Origin of the sequence: Nostoc sp. NMS7 (assembly GCF_017115085.1) — a bacterium.
GTDB lineage: Bacteria > Cyanobacteriota > Cyanobacteriia > Cyanobacteriales > Nostocaceae > Nostoc.
The window spans coordinates 1-19631 of sequence record NZ_JABXKJ010000208.1; the positions used below are offsets into that span (position 1 = coordinate 1).

18 protein-coding genes, 2 tRNA genes and 1 pseudogene are annotated in these 19631 nt (G+C 42.3%); 14 read left to right on the forward strand and 7 right to left on the reverse strand.

The window, feature by feature from the left end; translation table 11 throughout:
• Positions 1-1703 (forward strand): DUF4114 domain-containing protein (locus HWQ38_RS23845; protein WP_292798535.1); only part of this gene is annotated, 1703 nt, incomplete at its 5' end.
• A 332-nt stretch (positions 1704-2035) separates the two neighbouring features.
• Here the strand turns inward: HWQ38_RS23845 and HWQ38_RS23850 are convergent.
• Positions 2036-3493, reverse strand: coding sequence for a YdiU family protein (locus HWQ38_RS23850; protein WP_292798537.1), 1458 nt, complete (start codon positions 3491-3493; stop codon positions 2036-2038).
• 122 nt (positions 3494-3615) lie between these two features.
• Between HWQ38_RS23850 and HWQ38_RS23855 the strand changes: the two genes are divergently transcribed.
• Entirely contained in the window at positions 3616-4293 is a 678-nt protein-coding gene (locus HWQ38_RS23855) for an SMI1/KNR4 family protein (protein ID WP_292798539.1), read from the forward strand.
• 25 nt (positions 4294-4318) lie between these two features.
• Here the strand turns inward: HWQ38_RS23855 and HWQ38_RS23860 are convergent, their stop codons facing one another.
• Together HWQ38_RS23860 and rimJ are read right to left on the reverse strand one after the other, a co-directional pair.
• Positions 4319-4771 (reverse strand): hypothetical protein, encoded by a 453-nt coding sequence (locus tag HWQ38_RS23860; protein WP_292798540.1) that lies wholly within the window; start codon positions 4769-4771, stop codon positions 4319-4321.
• Between the two features lie 324 nt (positions 4772-5095).
• Positions 5096-5671 carry a ribosomal protein S5-alanine N-acetyltransferase gene (rimJ, locus tag HWQ38_RS23865; protein WP_292798542.1) on the reverse strand — a complete coding sequence of 192 codons (576 nt, stop codon included), beginning with the start codon at positions 5669-5671 and terminating at the stop codon, positions 5096-5098.
• Positions 5672-5967: 296 nt separating this feature from the next.
• Between rimJ and bioB the strand changes: the two genes are divergently transcribed.
• Entirely contained in the window at positions 5968-6975 is a 1008-nt protein-coding gene (gene bioB, locus HWQ38_RS23870; protein WP_292798597.1) for a biotin synthase BioB, read from the forward strand.
• Between the two features lie 106 nt (positions 6976-7081).
• Here the strand turns inward: bioB and HWQ38_RS23875 are convergent, their stop codons facing one another.
• Positions 7082-7177: a cytochrome b6-f complex subunit PetL gene (locus tag HWQ38_RS23875; RefSeq protein WP_292798544.1), complete on the reverse strand. Its 96-nt coding sequence runs from the start codon at positions 7175-7177 to the stop codon at positions 7082-7084.
• Positions 7162-7293: a hypothetical protein gene (locus HWQ38_RS23880; RefSeq protein WP_292798546.1), complete on the reverse strand. Its 132-nt coding sequence runs from the start codon at positions 7291-7293 to the stop codon at positions 7162-7164. Before HWQ38_RS23880 ends, HWQ38_RS23875 begins: the two co-directional genes overlap by 16 nt.
• 101 nt (positions 7294-7394) lie before the next feature.
• Here HWQ38_RS23880 and aroB point away from each other — a divergent pair, with 101 nt between their 5' ends.
• From aroB to HWQ38_RS23905, 5 genes are all read left to right on the forward strand, one after another.
• Positions 7395-8528 (forward strand): 3-dehydroquinate synthase, encoded by a 1134-nt coding sequence (gene aroB / locus HWQ38_RS23885; RefSeq protein ID WP_292798548.1) that lies wholly within the window; start codon positions 7395-7397, stop codon positions 8526-8528.
• A 101-nt stretch (positions 8529-8629) separates the two neighbouring features.
• On the forward strand, positions 8630-9208 hold the full coding sequence (locus HWQ38_RS23890) for a Uma2 family endonuclease (RefSeq protein WP_292798550.1): 579 nt from the start codon (positions 8630-8632) through the stop codon (positions 9206-9208).
• 1011 nt (positions 9209-10219) lie between these two features.
• On the forward strand, positions 10220-10459 hold the full coding sequence (locus HWQ38_RS23895) for a hypothetical protein (RefSeq protein ID WP_292798552.1): 240 nt from the start codon (positions 10220-10222) through the stop codon (positions 10457-10459).
• Positions 10460-10551: 92 nt separating this feature from the next.
• Positions 10552-11955: a tyrosine phenol-lyase gene (locus HWQ38_RS23900; protein WP_292798554.1), complete on the forward strand. Its 1404-nt coding sequence runs from the start codon at positions 10552-10554 to the stop codon at positions 11953-11955.
• 266 nt (positions 11956-12221) lie between these two features.
• A complete protein-coding gene (locus HWQ38_RS23905; protein ID WP_292798556.1) occupies positions 12222-12464 on the forward strand; it encodes a hypothetical protein in 243 nt (80 codons plus the stop codon).
• A 108-nt stretch (positions 12465-12572) separates the two neighbouring features.
• On the opposite strand, the gene HWQ38_RS23910 is transcribed toward HWQ38_RS23905, so the two are convergent.
• Both HWQ38_RS23910 and HWQ38_RS23915 read right to left on the reverse strand, forming a co-directional pair.
• Complete coding sequence (locus HWQ38_RS23910) at positions 12573-13349, reverse strand: RNA methyltransferase (RefSeq protein WP_292798558.1); 777 nt, start codon at positions 13347-13349, stop codon at positions 12573-12575.
• A gap of 72 nt (positions 13350-13421) precedes the next feature.
• Positions 13422-13502 (reverse strand) — tRNA-Leu (locus HWQ38_RS23915).
• A 408-nt stretch (positions 13503-13910) separates the two neighbouring features.
• Between HWQ38_RS23915 and murA the strand changes: the two genes are divergently transcribed.
• The 6 genes and pseudogenes from murA to HWQ38_RS23945 all read left to right on the forward strand — a co-directional run bounded on the left by murA (position 13911) and on the right by HWQ38_RS23945 (position 19421).
• A complete protein-coding gene (murA, locus tag HWQ38_RS23920; RefSeq protein ID WP_292798599.1) occupies positions 13911-15278 on the forward strand; it encodes a UDP-N-acetylglucosamine 1-carboxyvinyltransferase in 1368 nt (455 codons plus the stop codon).
• Positions 15279-15479: 201 nt separating this feature from the next.
• Positions 15480-16355 carry a M48 family metallopeptidase gene (locus HWQ38_RS23925; RefSeq protein WP_292798560.1) on the forward strand — a complete coding sequence of 292 codons (876 nt, stop codon included), beginning with the start codon at positions 15480-15482 and terminating at the stop codon, positions 16353-16355.
• A gap of 390 nt (positions 16356-16745) precedes the next feature.
• Positions 16746-17666 (forward strand): annotated as a pseudogene (locus HWQ38_RS23930) (hypothetical protein).
• 171 nt (positions 17667-17837) lie between these two features.
• Positions 17838-18983, forward strand: coding sequence for an alpha-hydroxy acid oxidase (locus tag HWQ38_RS23935; protein WP_292798562.1), 1146 nt, complete (start codon positions 17838-17840; stop codon positions 18981-18983).
• 106 nt (positions 18984-19089) lie between these two features.
• Positions 19090-19173 (forward strand) — tRNA-Leu (locus HWQ38_RS23940).
• Positions 19174-19205: 32 nt separating this feature from the next.
• On the forward strand, positions 19206-19421 hold the full coding sequence (locus HWQ38_RS23945) for a hypothetical protein (protein ID WP_292798564.1): 216 nt from the start codon (positions 19206-19208) through the stop codon (positions 19419-19421).
• Positions 19422-19631: the final 210 nt, after the last annotated feature.

The window sequence follows — 19631 nt, forward strand, 5'->3', positions numbered from 1 at the left end:
CCGCCCTTACCTACACCGAAAACGACTCCCCGACAGCCATCGACTCTGGCATCACCGTCAGCGATGTAGACTCACAAAACCTCAGCAGCGCCACCGTCAAATTTACCAACGGTTTCGTCGCCACAGAAGACACCCTCGCCTTCACCAACCAAAACGGCATTACTGGCAGTTATACCAACGGTGTCTTAACCTTAACTGGCAGTGCCACCGTCGCCGACTATCAAACTGCCCTGCGTTCTATTACCTATCAAAACAGCAGCGACAACCCCAGTCCCACCCGCACCATCAGCTTTGTCGTCAATGATGGCACCTTAAATAGCAACCCTGTTACCCGCAACATTAATCTCACTGCCGTTAATGATGCACCCACAGATTTGGAGTTGAATGCCAACACCGTCAACGATGAAGCACCATCCAACACCGCCATCGGCACATTCAGCAGCACCGACCCAGATCAAAACGATAATTTCGCATACAGCTTAGTTTCGGGAATTGACGATACTGATAATAATGCCTTCACCATTGATGGCAATACTCTCAAAATCAACAATTCTCCAGACTTTAAAACTAAGGCTAGTTACCAAATCCGCGTCCGCACTACAGATAATAGTGATCTCACCTTTGAGAAGGGATTGACTATTAATGTTAATAATGGTAATGAAATACCCAGCCGTCTCAGTAACCCCAATGATGATGTCTTCAACATCACAGGTCAGGATGTCAAGACAACATTGGAAGTCAAACTCACTGGACACAATTCTCAACTGGTGAATGAACTGGGTTTATTTACTGTTGATGATGCTCAAGGTACGATTAACGGTATTGCCCCTGGTGCTGAAGGTTATGCCCAAGCTGCTTTACAACGGTCAGAGGTAGTTTTATCTGCGATCGCTAATACTCCCAATGGCTTTGATACTAATAATCTCAGCAGGCTGCTGCAATTGAATTCTGGTCAGGATTTTAGATTCTTATTAGTCCAAGACGGTACACTTAATGCTGTACGCAATGATCCTAATTCTATCGGAAAATTACTGTTTTCTAGTGTCTCAACCCAAAAAATTACCGACTTGGGTAATAATAGTTTCTCTCTCGGTTGGAAGGATGCTTCTGGTAAGAGTGCCACAGATTTTAATGATTTGGTAGTGAACATTAACCTGACAAATCAAGCTTTAGCTTTGGGTACAAATCTCCAAGGTCAATTTCAAGGTGAATTGATTGATTTGCGAGATGTCCAACAATCAGTCAAAGCGGAATTTAATGTTTACAGAGAGGCGTCTTACAACGATTACGTCGGATTTTATCAGGTGACTGATCTAAATGGTGGAATTGATACCAATGGCGATGGCAAGGCTGATATTCTCACGGGACAGGCTGGTTATATTCAGGCTGCTGTGCGTGGTCAGGTTGCTGGTATTGATTTGAGTGTGAAAAATCAAGGTACTGCTACTGAAACTGATACTTTCCAACCTGGTGCTATCTTTGCTCCATTCATTATTGTTAATGGTAAACCTGATGCGCTTTTAGATAACAATCCTAATAATGATCCGGCGGTTTATTTCCCATTCTTGGGTGCTAATTCTGATAAGTCAGATCACATTCGCCTGTTAGCAAGTAACACCTTTGGTTTTGAGGATTTGCCAAATGGTGGCGACAAGGATTTTAATGACCTGATTATCAAAGCTAATTTGACAACTACAGTTTAGTCATCTTGGGACAAGACCGCAGTTGCTCTCCTAAAAAAGGGGGTTAGGGGGAATCAACAAGTGCCTAAAAGTGCTTAAAATCACAACCAACTACTCTTAAAATACCCTCTTAGGAATTACTTAGGAACGTGGATTAAATAAAATGCAAAACTTCATCCTGTCTCTAGCTTCCCTCTCCTTTATAAGGAGAGGGATTGAGGGTGAGGTAAGCCAGGGACTTAACAATTTTATTTTATTATGGAAATCCAGGGCAAACGCATCTAAATATTGGCAAGAAAGCAGAGGGGCAAGGAAAAAAAAAGATTTTCGGTACAAGCCTTGCCCCATGCTAACTATCTCCTAGACTGAATTGCCTTGATTAACTCATAAAAAGGTTGCCAATTATCTTCCTGAGCAATTGCTTCCCAAATAGATTCAATCAGAGGTCTTAATAATGCCGTTTTGGGATTATGAACAGCTAGAGTTTGGGCGATTACATCAATGCGATTGCTATCAAAATCATTCAAAATTTTATGGTATAGTATGCACCAATCATCAAAAATTGCTGACGCACCCGGTACTGGTACAATATCGGAACCATTCATTACAAAACCTGGTTCATCTCGCCATTTAGATGAAAAAGTGCGAACCATCTCATAAAAGAATTGGTGATAACCAACTTGGCTCACTTTCAAAAATTCAATCGTTAGATTCAAGAGTTCTTCAGCTTGTGGATGTGCCAACTCCCTAAAACCCAACTTTTTCAACATCAAAGAACTGTATTCAGCTTGATAATATTCATCAAACCTAGCTAATGCAACCTCCATTTCGCCTTTATCTATAATCGCCTTCAAAGCTTCCTGGAGCATTTCTAAATTTAACTGGCAAATAATTGGTTGATTACCGTAACAGTAGCGTCCAGAATAGTCAAAATATGCCGCTATAAAGTATGGCTCATAAGTCGGGATAAATGCGTAAGGGCCATAATCAAAACTCTCTCCGGTAATCGACATATTGTCAGTATTCAGAACTCCATGACAAAAGCCAGCCGCCATCCACTGCGCTGCTAATTCTGCAACCCGTTTAACTAATTCGGCGTAAAACAGGGCATATTTATCTTCTTCAGTACTTAAGTCTCGATAATACTGCTCAATTACGTGGTCTAAGAGCTTCTTAGTTAAATCTGGACGCTGAAAATAGTGCAGTCGCTCAAAAGTGCCAAACCGTATATGAGAACTGCTCATTCTCACCATCACAGACGAACGGGTAGGCGAAGGTTCATCGCCCCGCCAGAGGGGTACACCTGTTTCAATCATGCTTAGACAGCGCGAAGTACGTACACCCAAGTAGTGCAGTGCTTCCGCAGCCAGAACTTCCCGTACCCCACCTTTGAGCGTCAGCATACCATCGCCACCACGGGAGTAGGGCGTCCTCCCAGAACCTTTTGTGCCAAAATCGTACAATTCGCCATCATTGGCGCGTACTTGCCCGTAGAGAAAGCCTCTACCATCACCCAAGTGTCCGTTATATTCACCAAATTGATAGCCGTGGTAACGCAGTGCTAACAAGGGTTTACGCCCCTGAAATTTACCAAAAGCTGTGATAAAATCTTCGTCTTTGACTACTTGGGGGTCTAGACCGAAACGGGGTAATAGTTCATCGTTACGCCAACGCAGGATGTGTTGGGCAAATTCCGCCCCTGCAACCTCATCGTAGTAGTCACCGCCTAGAGATTCTAAGGCGCTTTCGTAGTTGAGGGCGAGAAAAGGATTGCTAGAATTCTTGTAGTTTGGAGTTTCAGCCAGAGTCATTACGAGCAAAGCTTAATTCATTCTTCTCTTAATACTACCTCTGGCTTTAGCATCAGCATAGACGCAAAAAGCGACCCATATCTAAAATATGGTAGCGCCACCATTAAAATCTAGAGCGCATAATGAATAAAGTCTTGCAATTAAAGAAAAAGTTGAGTCAATTAGCTCTTTTAGACGCTACATTTCAGGTTTTTGGTTCAGAATCACACGAATATCAATTTAAACCTTGCTTAAGTAACAAAGATATTCAAGTGTTTGAATCCAGACACAATATCACGCTACCAAGTGAATATCGAGACTTTATCTTAGAAATTGGTAATGGTGGTACTGGCCCAGGATACGGCTTATCTGGTCTGTTGGGAATTGAGTATGAAGATGTCATTCCAGAAAAACTATACCAAGAGAACTACGAAATTCTCTCTAAACCATTTCCTTTAACAGAAGCATGGAATGATTTAGATTTGATTGTCAAGAATAATACTGATTTTATTACCAACAATGATGCCTATTTTGACGATAAGTTTATTCAGGGTACTCTCACCATTACAAATTATGGTTGTGGAATTTATGCAATGTTAGTCATTACTGGGCAGCAGTCAGGAAAAATCTGGATAGATGACCGTACTAATGATAATGGGATATATCCTACAACTTTAAGTTTTTGTCATGCTTTCCATGAGATTAATCCTGATGATTTTCATCAAGATAGCGATGAGGAGCAGCCGTTGAGTTTTTATGATTGGTATGAAGACTGGCTCAACCGCAGTTTAGATCAAATCCGCCAGTCTTCGGAAACTTAACCTTAATTAAATAAAACTGAGCTTTTTATTTTGTAATTGGTTGTGATGTTGGTGAAGTAATTCCTACTGAGTTTGTTGTTTGTGATGCCTGTGAAGAGAGAATTTTTTTCACTTGCAGGCTATAAGTTTGCAAAATTGATTCAACTTGTTTATGTTGAGTTGGACTCAGATTCAAAGATGTTAACACTGTTCTGATTCTCTGACGAGATTGCAGTGCCGCCTTAAATTTAGTATCTTGGGACGGGTTTAATAGAGTTTCAATATCCTTATCTCTTTGCTGGCGAGCCAGTTGGATTTGTAGGCGCTGTTGCTTTGTGAGTTTGATTGACTGATGTGCTACAGGACTAGTCTGAATTTTTAAGGCTGGTGTAGTGGCGGAATTTGGAAGTGGTGCAGCCAAGACAAGTCCGTGTGAGATGGTAGCAAAAGCGAAGATGCTAGAAAGGACAGATAAGCGCTTTATAGAATTAATGGACATTTGGAAAAACTCCTCAAGCATTTAATAAAATTGCACACATCGGCTGAAGTAAACCTTGATAACTGAGCCAGATAGTGAATAAATATTACTATTGCATTTCTTTGTGGAGTTGTTGTGTATTTATTATGAATTTGCTATGATGCAAAAAAAATTGTAGGTTGGGTGGAGGCTTTGCGTAACCCAATATCCTGATATATGTTGGGTTGCGCTCCGCTCCACCCAACCTACGTCTGTAGTGTGGACACCATTCACAAATAGCAATTTATAAAAAAGAAAATTCCGAAGTAGGGATAGTTTGAAAGAAAATAAATATTCTAGCCATTTTTAAAATTTAGGTGCTTGCCAATTAGGATTGATCAGACTTGTCATAATATGATCTTCCCATTGCCCATTAATTAACAAATAGTCTCTAGCATATCCTTCAATGACAAAACCGAGTCTTTTGAGTACATTGCCACTGCGCCGATTGTGAGGCATATAATTAGCCATAATCCGGTGAAAATTTAACTCTTGAAATAGATATTTATTCGCGGCTTTTAGCCCTTCTGTCATATATCCTTTACCTTGTTTTTTTTCAGCAAGGCTATATCCCACATAGCAAAAATGAGCGGCTCCTCGGACAAAATTACTATAATTGACTGTTCCAATAATTACAGTAGGATTTTTTTTGGCAAAAATAAATAGTTTTAATGATTCCCCATTGAGAAATTCCAGAAAACTATTCTCTATCTGATACTGCCAATATTCTTCAGTGAAAAAACCATCAGCCCAAACAGGATAGAATGGAGTCAGATAAGTTTTATTATCAGTAAAGTATTTGAGAATTTGGGGTACATCTTTATGGATCGAGACTCGTAATAATAGGCGATCGCTTGTAATTAGTGGCAGTTCTGATATCATAAATTACTTAATATACGGCATTTCTTCCCAAAACATTCTCGCTAATTTTGTAAATTCTCTCATACCTGCGGTTTAGCAGCAGTGAAGTGAGTATTTTTGCTCTTAATCTGCCATTCAACCAAAATCTTGATAAGCTGATGTCTAATATCTAGAGCGCAAGGATTGAGAGCCAATGGGTGATAAAGCACAGTGTGCGGCATAACTTCGATAAAATCGCTTTGCCCAAACGCTGTACCGCAGGAGATTCAACCAAAAGACAGTTCTTGATTAACCCAGTCTACAAGAAGGATAGTGATGTGGTGGGAATACGCTACGATTGGCAGGAAATAGAGATTCAGGCGATATACAATACGCCATTGCTAGAGCTGATTTATCAAGCTGCTAGCGTGCATCGCCAATATCATGATTCAACAAAAATACAAGTTTGTAAGCTCATATCTATTAAAACGGGAGGTTGTCCAGAAGATTGTAGCTACTGTGCCCAATCTTCCCGCTATAAAACAGAGGTAAAGGCGCAAGCACTCCTAGAAAAGGAAACGGTAATTAGCATCGCCCAGAAAGCTAAAGAAACTGGTGTTAGTCGCATCTGCATGGGTGCTGCTTGGCGGGAAGTGCGGGATAACTCACAATTTGAGGAAGTCCTGGAAATGGTCAAGGATGTAACCGCAATGGGTTTAGAAGTGTGCTGCACTCTGGGGATGTTGACGGCAAATCAGGCCAGAAAATTAGCAGAAGCGGGACTTTACGCCTACAACCATAACTTAGATACCTCACAGGAATATTACAGCACAATTATTACCACCAGGACATATAGCGATCGCTTGAACACAATTGAGAATGTCCGTCAGACAAATGTGACTGTCTGTTCCGGCGGTATCCTGGGTTTGGGCGAAACTGTCGATGACCGTGTTGGGATGTTACAAACTTTAGCAAACTTACATCCGCATCCTGAGTCTGTGCCAATTAACATTCTCTCGCAAGTAGCGGGTACACCCTTAGAAAATCAGCCTGATGTCCCCATTTGGGATATTGTGCGGATGATTGCCACAGCCAGAATTTTAATGCCAGCTTCCGATGTGCGTCTTAGTGCAGGTAGAGCTAGACTTTCTCAAGTAGAACAAGCTTTCTGCTTTATGGCAGGAGCCAATTCTATCTTTTCCAGCGACGACAACAAGATGTTGACGGTGACGACTCCCTGTCCAGATTACGATACTGACCGAGAAATGCTGAATTTACTTGGTTTAGGAATGCGTCCACCTTCTCAAAGACAGGAGAAGATAGCAAGTCCAGCTGTTGTAGGATAAATATCTTTTGTGGGATGGGTGTCTCACCCGTCCTTAGTAAACTGAGGGCAGGCAAGACTTCGGCGTGAGCGCTCAGTCGAACGCTGCCCACCCCACAGAGTCTTGATTAAATTATTTTGGCAGTCCGCAAACCGAACAGCAGAGCGACAGATAAGCCAAAGAACAAAGCTAAAAAGCCGATGTAAGCTAAAATTGCAAACATTTATGTTTCTCCACAATACTTTCTAAATCTATTGAATCATTAGTTGTTGGGTATTGGGCATTGGGTATTGGGCATTGGGCATTGGGCATTGGGCATTGGAAAAACACTTTCTTCATCCCCCTTGTCTCCCTTGTCTCCCTTGTCTCCCTCATCCCCTACTCCCCACTCCCAGATTGCGATACAATACAGCCCACGGGCGCTTCTTTGGGGTTGGGCAATGACTTCTGTAATTAATGTAAATTTACCAGAGCAGTCTTATGAGATTGCGATAACTTCTCTACGAGAGGCTTCGCCAACGTTGAGCGATGCTAACGCACCTTCGAGTTTAGATCAACTGGGTCAACAGATGGCCAGTCTCAACTTAGGCAAGAAGGTACTGCTGGTTTCTAATCCGACGATCTTAAAACATTTTGGGGAAAGAGCGATCGCATCCCTAACATCGGCTGGATTTGAAGTTGCTAGCTGCACGTTACCACCTGGGGAACGCTACAAAACCCTCAACTCCATCCAAAAACTTTACGATATCGCCTTGGAAAACCGCCTAGAACGTTCTTCTACTATGGTGGCTTTGGGCGGAGGTGTCATTGGCGATATAACTGGCTTTGCCGCCGCAACTTGGCTGCGCGGCATTAATGTTGTCCAAGTGCCTACAACTCTCTTGGCGATGGTGGATTCGGCAATTGGTGGCAAAACTGGCGTGAATCATCCCCACGGCAAAAACTTGATTGGGGCATTCCATCAGCCGCGCTTGGTTTTGATTGACCCAGATGTGTTAAAAACTCTACCTATGCGCGAGTTTCGGGCAGGAATGGCAGAAGTTATTAAGTACGGTGTGATTTGGGATGCCGAATTGTTTGCCCAGTTGGAAGCAAGTAAACGCCTCGACCAACTCCGTTATGTAAAACCTGAATTGATACATACCATATTAACGCGCTCTTGTCAAGCTAAAGCTGATGTTGTTAGCAAAGATGAAAAAGAAGGCGGATTACGGGCGATTCTCAACTATGGACATACTATCGGTCATGCAGTGGAAAGTTTGACTGGTTATCGTTTAGTAAATCACGGTGAAGCGGTGGCCATTGGCATGGTAGCAGCCGGTCAAATTGCTGTGGATTTGGGACTATGGCAAAAGGAAGATACAGAACGTCAAAACGCTTTAATTCAAAAAACGGGTTTACCGACTCAGTTACCATCTGGGGTGGATATTGAAGAAATTATTCAGACGTTGCAGTTAGATAAGAAAGTCAAAGCCGGGAAAGTGCGGTTTGTTTTACCAACGGAGATTGGTGTAGTGACAGTTACCGATGAGGTGCCAGCTGATATTATTCGGCAAGTTTTGCGGGGAATGTGAACAATTTGAAGAAGAATTCAGGAGTCAGAATTCAGGCGTCAGAATAAAAATTAGTTGCTGTGTCCTTCAATTACGAATTACGAATTACGAATTATTGAGTCATGATACTCCAAGCCAAGAATCAATTAACCTTGCAAGAGTTCCTAAATCTTCCACCTGGTGAGGGAGATATAACTTATGAGCTTATTGATGGTCAAGCAATTCCTAAAATACAAGCAAAAAAATTTCACTCTAAACTTACCCACGCCCTTCTCAATTTGATTGAGCAATGCTGTGAGGGGAAAGGAGAAGTTTGCCCAGAATTAGCTGTTGCATTAACTCGTCGAGGGCGAGATTGGATGCCAATACCGGATATTTTATATATTTCTGATGAACGTTTACCCCCTGATTGGGATGAAGAAGGAGCATGTTCTGTTCCTCCCGATTTGGTGATTGAAATTATTTCGCCCGGACAAACATTTGGACAAATGGCAGCTAAAGCCAAAGACTATTTAGATGCTAAGGTGCTGCGGGTGTGGGTATTAGATAGTAAAGCTAGAAGTATTACTGTTTTTTATCCAGATGCAGCACCACAAACTTATATGGGAGAAGAATTACTCAAAGATTCTTTATTTGAGGGACTGGAATTTACTGTCGAGCAGGTGTTTCAAAAGGCGAAAATACCATTAGATACCCAATAGCACATTTTTGGCATCTAGGAGAATCTGACGCAGATCATTTTTCATTTGGATGCAACACATGGTAGGGGCACAGAAAAAGCTCATTGGTGTCAACTTAAGCCAAAACCCTTTTAAAACCTCGTTTCCAGCCTCTGGCTGGAAATACTGCTCGTTGCGGCTCTGCCGCAAGTCTTGAGGCGAAGTCTCAAGGACGAGCATTAAGACTCGGAGACTCTTAACGAGACTATCTTAAAAGCTGCTTATAGACTGGCTTTCACGTTAACTTGATACGTATGAGCATTGCTGTGCCCCTACGAGTGGTCTGTATTCCATGCAATTGATAATAGCTATAGAACTGTTACCAGAATTTTGCAGTTCATAATTTGAGTTTTTTAGGGATAAAACTCTACCCTCTTTTAGTTCCCAGGCTGCTACCCAGGAACTAGAATAACCCTGCTAAGATTAAGCGTTAGAAAACATTGTAAGCATTACTAATAAAACAACTAATGCACTAATCCAAAGGGCTAACGATCCCCAACTAACTGAATCTTTTTGTACTTTTTGCCAAAAATTGGCGACTAAGTTATTCCGAATTGCCATTTTATAACCTCCAATTTTTATGAAACTTGTACTGACTCAATCCATTCAACCTGGATTGAGTAAACAAAAGTTCATCTTTGGGCGTATCAGGCTTGATTTGCTGACTCCCAGAGATTAACCAACAGAGATTTAAATTAATTCATGCTGCGATGCCTACGCGAATGCATCTGTTTCAACGCATTACTGATCTAAAAAACAAAAATTTACAAAAAGATATTTACTTATGCTTAACTTTATTTTCCCATACGTTAAGTGTTTGCACTCCGAAATTTGGCGATTTTGAGAGAATTCTTAACGTTATCTTAACCAAGTATAAAAATTCGTGTTTTTCAAATCACAAACTACTTAAATACTGACTCTGTTTCACTTTCACTTGTAATTTATCTAGACTTGAAAATAGACACAATTAACAGTGAGATTGGTAGGTAAGTAATGGTGCAACAAATAAGACATAATGAACCGCAATATATCTGTATCATTCCAGTTGAGAGAATTACAGCTAACCAAGACGAAGAAATCATCACCTTTGGTATCTCTGCCGACGAGGTAAAACAACAAGGCGAGGAATTATTAGCATCTACCTATGGTTGTAATCAATCGCAAGTTTTGGAATTGATGCAGCAAGCACGAATTGAACAAATAGCTCAGTGGTGTGCCCCTAAACAGCCCTAAAACTACTGATGACGGTCTTGGCAACAGCAAGTATTAGCAACCAAAATAGTATGCAAATATTCGGCTAACCTGGATGAAGGAGCAATCAATCTATGACTGACGCCAAACACACATCTTTACGCCGCCGTCGCTCTTGGGCAGAGCCATATAAAATCAAGGTGGTTGAGCCATTAAAAATCACTACTCGTGCTGAACGCGAACAGGCGATCGCCCAAGCCGGTTACAATACTTTTCTCTTACGTTCTGAAGATGTCTACATTGATTTGCTGACTGATAGCGGCACTTCAGCCATGAGTGATTATCAGTGGGCGGGGATGATGCTGGGTGATGAAGCTTACGCTGGCAGCAAAAATTTCTACAATTTAGAAGCAGCTATCCAAAAGTATTACGGCTATACCCATATTGTGCCCACTCACCAAGGGCGTGGTGCGGAAAACATCCTTTCTCAAATACTGATTAAACCAGGTGACTATATACCTGGCAATATGTATTTCACCACAACCAGGCTGCATCAGGAGTTGGCTGGTGGCACCTTTGTAGATGTGATTATTGATGAAGCCCACGATGCCCAGTCAGTACATCCATTCAAGGGTAATGTAGACTTGCAAAAGCTTACATACCTAATCGAGCGAGTTGGGGCAGAACGTATTCCCTATATCAGTGTCGCCGCAACCGTGAATATGGCTGGTGGACAGCCGATTTCAATGGCTAACCTGCGGGCGGTGCATCAGTTAGCCCAAACTTACGGTATTCGGATTATTCTTGATGCCACCCGTGCCGTGGAAAACGCCTACTTTATCCAGCAGAGAGAGGAGGATTATCGTAAAAAGGCGATCGCAACAATCTTACATGAATTTTGCTCCTATACCGACGGTTGCACCATGAGTGGCAAGAAGGATGCACTAGTTAACATCGGCGGTTGGCTGGCTCTCAATGACTATAACCTTTACGAGGAAGCACGTAACCTGATAGTAATCTATGAAGGTCTACATACTTACGGTGGTATGGCTGGGCGCGATATGGAAGCTATGGCACGGGGTATAGAAGAGTCAGTTCAAGATGATCATATTCGTGCCCGTGTCGGGCAAGTTGAGTATCTCGGACAAAAGCTTTTAGATTGGGGTATTCCAATTGTTGTGCCTATTGGTGGTCATGCGATTTATTTAGATGCCAAACGCTTTTTACCGCAAATCCCCCAAGACCAATTTCCAGCACAACGTCTAGCAGCTGAAGTGTATTTAGAGGAAGGCATTCGGGCAATGGAACGGGGAATTGTTTCCGCAGGGCGCAGTAAAGAAACAGGCGATAATTATTATCCAGAGTTAGAACTAGTGCGCCTGACTATTCCACGCCGCGTTTATACCCAAGCTCACATGGATCTGACTGCTGAAGCAGTTGAAGAAGTTTATTATAATCGCGATCGCCTACGCGGACTGAAAATGATTTACGAGCCGAAGTATCTCCGTTTCTTTCAAGCAAGATTTGAATTGCAGTAGTCGGGGGCATTGGGATGAGTCTTTGATACTTTTTGCCAGTAGATTTACTGGATAATATTTCCGGAATATTTCCTAGTCTTTGCAAAATACAAGTTTTAGCAATTGGAGACAGCTTGACAAATGTTACCACCAAGTATCGATCTTATTGATAACCACTGCTAAAGTTGATACAGCACACAACTATGATCTTATAAGTGCAAAATTTAAATCTGTAGGAATTGCAATCAAAAATTAAGTCAGGAAATCAGGATTTTCAAGTCAATATTATGGAGCAAATTCAGCCACAACAGCGCCGCGTCGCTGATCAAGTGTTTCAAGAATCCCTCGAAGAGTTGGAGGATATCTTACAAGAAAGTTCGACCGAGGAAGAAAAGATCCCCCAAATGCATACTATTACTGCCACTGAAGTCGAACTCGATCAAGAGTTAACAAATATTGATTTAGCGGCTCTTGAGGACGCAGTTGCTGATATTGAACAATATCTTGAAGAAAAAAGAAAAACGAAATAAAACTTAGGAACGTGGAATAAATTGTATGTTATTTAATTCTTCTTATTCCTTATGAGTTTTAACTCCTAACTCCTGTACAGACGCGATTAATCGCGTCTCTCCAAACTCCTAACTCATTTGCCGTTGAGCTTCGTATAACATTAAAGCGGCTGCGATCGCTACATTCAAAGATTCTACCCCAGGACTCAAAGGAATTCTAACGTGCTGATCTGCGATCGCTGCTAAATCTGCCGACAATCCAGCACCTTCATTTCCCAGTAAAATCAGAGTGGGTTTTCGCCAGTCCACTTCCCAATAAGTCAAAGTCGCACTGGGTAAGGTTGCTACTACCTGCATTCCTGCCTGCTGACTTTGTTGGACTGTGGCTTTTAAATCTTCGCTTACGGCTGTTGCTAGGCGAAACCATTGTCCTGCTGAAGCACGGAGAACTTTGGGACTGTCTAAATCTACACTATCTCCACTTACCCACAAACCCGATGCTCCAGCCGCAGCAGCAGTGCGGATCATCGTACCCAGGTTTCCCGGATCTTGCACAGTTTCTAAAGCTAGAACTAAACCAGTAAATGGTATTTGAGTTTGGTCAACACTTCGTTTTGCCGTTGCCACTACACCATCTGGTTGGACTGTAGTAGCGATCGCATCTAAAATTTCTCGACTGACAATTTCGGCGCGATCGCATCGGCTACAAGCTTCCTCCCACAGCAAAAGGTGGGCTGCTTGCCAATCTGGGGTACAACATACTGTTTCTAGTGGGTAATTCACCGCACAAGCTTCTTCTAACAGGTGCGTCCCTTCCAGCAAAAATAACTGCTGCTTGTGCCGCTCCTTGGTGGAGTGGAGTTTGCGAATTTGCTTGACTAGGGAATTTTGTAAACTGGTCAACATCAAAAAGTTAGGAGTTAATTTAGTTCTCTTTCAACTTATAATTCTTCACTTCTAACTCCTAACTTAAAAATATGCGGAACCCGGGACTTGAACCCGGAAGCCTTGCGGCACTAGAACCTGAATCTAGCGCGTCTGCCATTCCGCCAGTTCCGCTCGCAATTATCTTTATTGACAATTTCCTATTATTGCATAATTTTTTATTTTTGTCAATTTAAAAGATCACGCCTCGTTAAAAGTCTCAAACTAGAAACGAGTTTTTCCGGGCATAGGTCGAGTCAAAATATTAACTCACCATTACAGCATTGATTTTTAGAGAACACTTAAGTTATTTTACTGAGTATTTAATTTTGCTTAAAACCACTACTTCTTGGTGATTTTTTGTTAAATTTTTCAAAAGCTCATAAAGCTTACTATTGCTTCTTTTCAGCCCGAATTATTCATCAAAAAAACAATTTTTTTATGCAACATCTTGCCCAAAAACGTGGACAAATTGAATCTTTACTGTAGAATCAAAACCAACTTCAAACATATAAAATACGTATTACTTTTGGAGGTAGGCTTATTAATCCTTCTACCAGCTTACCAGATGCCAAATTTGCTCCAAAAGCAGACTCCTCAGTCTTGCAAATTTGGGGTGGGCATCCTTTGCGAGGTCATGTGAAAATTAGCGGGGCAAAAAATGCCGCACTGGTAATCATGGCTGGAGCCTTGCTGTGTCCGGGTGATTGTCGCATCCGCAATGTCCCCTTATTAGCGGACGTAGAGCGGATGGCTCAGGTGTTATTGGCTTTGGGTGTACGCTTAACACGCCAAGGTGATATTTTAGACATCAACGCCAGTGAAATTAAAACATCAAAAGCTCCCTACGAACTAGTTACCCAGTTGAGGGCGAGTTTTTTCGCCATTGGAGCCATTCTCGCCAGATTGGGAGTAGCACAGATGCCCTTACCAGGGGGTTGTGCTATTGGAGCAAGACCAGTTGACTTGCATGTGCGGGGACTGCAAGCAATGGGGGCTGAGGTGCAGATTGAGCATGGCATTTGTAATGCCTACGTCCCTGGCAGCAGCCGGAGATTAAAAGGTGCGAAGATTTACTTAGACATTGCCAGCGTCGGCGCAACAGAAAACTTGATGATGGCGGCTACCCTGGCAGAGGGAGAAACGATCATCGAAAATGCTGCCAGAGAGCCAGAAGTAGTTGATTTAGCTAACTTCTGTAACGCGATGGGAGCCAAGATTAAGGGAGCGGGGACTAGCAGGATTATTATTGAAGGAGTCCCCAAGTTGCATTCTGTTGACTACAGTATAATTCCCGATCGCATTGAGGCCGGGACGTTTTTGTTAGCAGCAGCAATTACCCGCTCAGAACTTACCCTCTCGCCGGTGGCTCCAGAACATCTTGTACCAGTGATTGCCAAACTGCGGGATATTGGGGTGACAATAATTGAGGACAAGCCTGAACACTTACGTATTCTGCCAGCGCAAACCCTGAAGGCAACGGATATTGAAACTCAATACCATCCAGGTTTTCCCACAGATATGCAAGCGCCGTTCATGGCTTTGCTGACATTAGCGGAAGGCGACAGCGTGATTAACGAATCCGTCTTTGAAAATCGCTTGCGTCATGCCTCAGAGTTGAATCGCTTGGGGGCAGATATTCGTGTCAAAGGCAACGCTGCTTTCGTTCGCGGAGTACCGAAATTGTCTGGCGCACCAGTATTAGGCACAGACTTACGAGCATCCGCAGCGCTAGTCATAGCAGGACTGGCGGCAGAAGGACAAACCACAATTCAGGGATTACAGCACCTCGATCGCGGCTATGATCGACTAGATGTGAAGTTGCAGCAATTGGGAGCTAAAATCCTGCGTGTGGGCGAAACATCAGCAGATGCAGAAATCTCTCCCAGCATCACTAGTTTGTCAAGTTGAAATTGCTCGGTTGAGACTGACAAGGGAGACAAGGGGGACAAGGGGGACAAGGGGGACAAGGGGGATAAGGGGGACAAGGTAAAATTTTCTCCCCCTGCTCCCCTGATGCTCTGCCCCATACTTAAATCGTTATACTAACTATGGGAGGCTGTTAAAATCAGCCAGATTCCATAGTTGTGTTTTTTTATAGCTTGCTGCACCATGTCTTTCATCAAAACCCCGCTGATTGGTTTAAAAGCTGACTCATTTCGTCATCCATTAGACCTGGAAGCGACCACAGCGCTCAAGCAGATACCAGGCATAGATATGTTGGTGCGAAATTGGCTCGGGCCAATGGCAGAGCAGGTTTTCTATGTAGAAAATATTGCCTCCAGCGTTCTGGTGGGTGAAAATCAATTGCCCGATTTATACAAGCTGTTGTTAGACGCTTGTAAAATCCTGGATATAGAGCCTCCGCAGTTGTACGTCCGGCAACATCCGGCTCCCAACGCCTATACTTTTGCTGTGCGGGGTAAGCAGCCCTTTGTTGTGCTACACACATCCCTAATTGATATTCTCACACCAGAGGAAATACAGGCAGTCATTGCCCACGAGTTGGGGCATCTCAAGTGTGACCATAGCGTTTACTTGACTCCTGTAAATTTATTAATATTAGCTGCGGCGATTGTGCCCAATGTCGGAACCTTCGTTGCTCAAGCGATACAGGCACAGCTTTTAGAATGGGTACGCTGTGCTGAGTTTACCTGCGATCGCGCCGCATTACTAGCAACCCAAGACCCGAAAGTTGTCATGTCAGTGTTGATGAAGCTGGCAGGTGGTTCCCCCACCTTAGCGCCACAACTGAATCTTGACGCCTTTGTTGCCCAAGCCCGCGCTTACGATGATATTAGCAAGACTGAACTAGGCGAAATGGTCAAAGCCGTCCGCACAGCCGAATTAACCCATCCAGTACCAGTGCTACGGGCGCGAGAAATTGACCGATGGGCAAGCAGCACAGAATATCAAACTCTGTTACATAGTCACGGGCTGAAGTCTACTAATGAAGTTACACCCAAAGGCGGATGGCGCAATTGGTAGAACTACTAATCACAACCACTTTTATAATTTTTAGTGAATAGCAGGCGTAGAGTTTACCATAAGTAGTAAGCGAACTCTAGGAAATGCGATCGCGCTTCCTGGAGTTTTTAAGGTAAGCTGTAGGCGATCGCTTTACCTTCACCCTGGCTAAAATTTTAAATCATTTATTAGATACTACAAACAAAAGCCCAGATATGCGATCGCTTAATCTAGGTTTACCTATGACCAAAAACTAAAAATGATTAGTTATGACTAATGCAGAAGTCTTGGAAGCACTAAAAAATATGACGACTGAAGAAAGTTTACAAGTTAAAGCTGCTTCTCTACCAGACGCGCCGCGTAGCTTCTCCGCACTGATGTAAAATATTGATCCAGCCAAAAAATCAGCTAATGCCCAGGTTTCCCTACGACCAGTTCGCAAAAGACTATCTTAAAGAATTGTTACAGCTATTGGGAGAAGTGGAAACAAGTCGGAAGGTTCCGGCCCAAATCCGAGAGATTGATGTTTATTTTGTCCCTTCACTCCAATCCACAAGCGATACAATAGAATTAGGACTGCTAGGAAAATTTGCGGCTAAACCAGCATTAATTGAACCATTTAGAAATGCGGCGACAATTGCGGAAATTCGTAGTTGTATGAATAAGTTATTTGATATTTTCGCGGAAGTAAAGCGTCAGAGTAAAGGTGATAAAAACCGGATTGCGGAATCAGATTTACCACGTTTATGGATTTTCTCACCTACAGCTTCTGAATCTATATTGGATGGTTTTAGAACTAACCTATATGAAGAAAATTGGGGAATAGGAGTACATTTTTTAGGGGATTATTTGAGAACAGGAATTGTGGCAATTCACCAATTACCGTGTATAGAAGAAACACTATGGTTGAGGATTTTAGGTAAGGGAAGAGTCCAGCAATAAGCAATAGATGAACTAGAAGCACTTCCCCAAAATAATCCCTTACGTTCCAAAGCAATTGATTTATTATTAAGTTTAAAGACTACCTTAGAATTCAATCAAAATATAGACGATGAGGATAGAGATTTAATTATGCGCTTATCACCTATTTACGAGCAGAAATTAGCAGAAGCTAAACAAGAAGGAATCCAAGAAGGAATTGAAGAAGGAATTCAAGAAGGAATTCAAGCAGAACGTCGTAATGTTATAGACAATGTGTTGCGAGTTCGCTTTGGTTCTTTAGAACCGGAACTAAGAGTAATTATTGAAGCTTTGTCGGCATTATCTCCAGAGGAATTTACTCCTTTATTATTGCAACTATCTAGGAAAGAATTATTAAATAGGTTCCTTTAGAAGAACTCAATCGGAGATACTGGGTTCTCGATCTTTACTAATAAATCGATGATTACTTAAGCTTATTCAATCGGATTAGAGAACATCCGAAGGGTAAGTAGCTTTAGTCTTTTAAAATCTTATGCAGACCGATAAACCGCTCACTACGAACAAAAGTTTTTACATTTAATTATGTCTACCTACTTATCCAACAACGATCGCTTTCAACCCATAAATCTCTTTGAGTACGAAAAGTTAGCAAAAGACCATCTGTCTCAAACGACACTTGATTACTATAGTAGTGGTGCTTGGGACGAAATCACATTGCAAGATAATCGTGCTGCCTTTGAGCGAGTCAAGCTGCGACCTCGGATGTTAGTCGATGTCAGCGATGTCTACGACGGGCTACACCTACGCAATCTAACTACCTCCATTTTAGGACAATCCCTGCAACTACCTTTATTAATTGCGCCGATGGCTTTTCAATGTCTAGCCCATCCAGACGGAGAAGTTGCTACGGCTCTAGCTGCGGCATCAGCTGGTGTGGGCATGGTTTTAAGTACAATGGCAACAAAGAGCATTGAAGAAGTAGCGACTGCATGCGAGAAATTTCCAGATTCTCTACGATGGTTCCAGCTTTACATCCATAAAGATCGGGGATTAACTCGTGCTTTGGTAGAAAAAGCCTATAAAGCAGGCTACAAAGCACTTTGTCTAACTGTAGATGCACCTGTTCTCGGACAGAGGGAGAGAGATAGACGTAACGAGTTTGCCTTACCTCCAGACTTACATCTGGCTAATCTCGCCACCATCTCAGGGCTAGATATTTCCCATGAAAAAGGCGAATCTGGGTTATTTACTTATTTTGCCCAACAGCTAAACCCAGCAGTAACTTGGCACGATTTAGAATGGTTACAGTCTTTATCTCCACTACCTTTAGTCATCAAAGGAATTTTACGGGGAGATGATGCTGTTCGGGCTGTAGAATATGGAGCCAAAGCAATAGTTGTTTCCAATCATGGTGGCAGACAACTCGATGGTGCGATCGCTTCTTTAGATGCCCTAACTGAAATAGTAGCAGCAGTGGATGGTAAAGTAGAAGTAGTGTTAGATGGCGGCATTCGTAGGGGTACAGACATTCTCAAAGCTCTGGCATTAGGAGCAAAAGCGGTATTGATCGGACGACCCATTTTGTGGGGACTAGCAGTAGCAGGACAAGTCGGTGTATCTCATGTCATCTCACTACTACAAGATGAGTTAAGTCTGGCAATGGCACTTAGCGGCTGTGCAAAACTAGAGGATATTGACCCTAGTTTAGTGAGGCTGCCACGCCTTTAAGCCTTAGAATGGTCAAAAATATTATTCCAGAAAAACTTTGAAAATTAATTTTCAGACTTGTGACAAAATCCCTCAAATAGAGTATACTAGTTAAGATTGGATATAAGGGCGGGTGGCGGAATTGGTAGACGCACCACACTCAAAATGTGGCGGCCTTGCGGTCATAGGAGTTCGATTCTCCTCCTGCCCACTACCAAACAAGTACTAGATAGGTGAAAAATTATGCGCCTAAAAAGATGGGAATCTCCCCGCAAAGAAGGCAGGAATGAGAAAGGTAGAGGCGGTTCTGCAAGGAAGCGGCAACTCAAAAAGCAAAGGCAAATGTTACTGCAAAGACTCAAGGAAAGTAACAAACTAGACAATCACAAAAATAATAGAGCAGGGGAAGATAAACTTATCTTCCCCTTATTTTTGGGCTTTTATTTCAGAAAAAAATAAATTGTAGGGATTTTTCAATACATAGACTAAATTAAATCTGTAAGAAATTTGGAAATTCATCAGAAAAAATTATTAGCCATTCTTTAACATATACTAATTCAATTGAAACTCTTAAGCGCATACTTACGTATGAAAATCATCAGGCTGAGTGTCTGCTATTTTACTTCGCAATTTAATTTATATTTGTAGTAAATATTACCCAGTAAAATA

Coding starts and splice junctions, on each gene's coding strand:
- HWQ38_RS23910 (WP_292798558.1), bottom strand. CDS start 13,349: ATGTTGACCAGTTTACAAAATTCCCTAGTCAAGCAAATTCGCAAACTC.
- HWQ38_RS23905 (WP_292798556.1), top strand. CDS start 12,222: ATGGAGCAAATTCAGCCACAACAGCGCCGCGTCGCTGATCAAGTGTTT.
- HWQ38_RS23890 (WP_292798550.1), top strand. CDS start 8,630: ATGATACTCCAAGCCAAGAATCAATTAACCTTGCAAGAGTTCCTAAAT.
- HWQ38_RS23880 (WP_292798546.1), bottom strand. CDS start 7,293: ATGAAGAAAGTGTTTTTCCAATGCCCAATGCCCAATGCCCAATGCCCA.
- HWQ38_RS23945 (WP_292798564.1), top strand. CDS start 19,206: ATGCGCCTAAAAAGATGGGAATCTCCCCGCAAAGAAGGCAGGAATGAG.
- HWQ38_RS23860 (WP_292798540.1), bottom strand. CDS start 4,771: ATGTCCATTAATTCTATAAAGCGCTTATCTGTCCTTTCTAGCATCTTC.
- HWQ38_RS23855 (WP_292798539.1), top strand. CDS start 3,616: ATGAATAAAGTCTTGCAATTAAAGAAAAAGTTGAGTCAATTAGCTCTT.
- HWQ38_RS23900 (WP_292798554.1), top strand. CDS start 10,552: ATGACTGACGCCAAACACACATCTTTACGCCGCCGTCGCTCTTGGGCA.
- HWQ38_RS23850 (WP_292798537.1), bottom strand. CDS start 3,493: ATGACTCTGGCTGAAACTCCAAACTACAAGAATTCTAGCAATCCTTTT.
- HWQ38_RS23875 (WP_292798544.1), bottom strand. CDS start 7,177: ATGTTTGCAATTTTAGCTTACATCGGCTTTTTAGCTTTGTTCTTTGGC.
- HWQ38_RS23935 (WP_292798562.1), top strand. CDS start 17,838: ATGTCTACCTACTTATCCAACAACGATCGCTTTCAACCCATAAATCTC.
- HWQ38_RS23895 (WP_292798552.1), top strand. CDS start 10,220: ATGGTGCAACAAATAAGACATAATGAACCGCAATATATCTGTATCATT.
- HWQ38_RS23925 (WP_292798560.1), top strand. CDS start 15,480: ATGTCTTTCATCAAAACCCCGCTGATTGGTTTAAAAGCTGACTCATTT.
- aroB (WP_292798548.1), top strand. CDS start 7,395: ATGACTTCTGTAATTAATGTAAATTTACCAGAGCAGTCTTATGAGATT.
- rimJ (WP_292798542.1), bottom strand. CDS start 5,671: ATGATATCAGAACTGCCACTAATTACAAGCGATCGCCTATTATTACGA.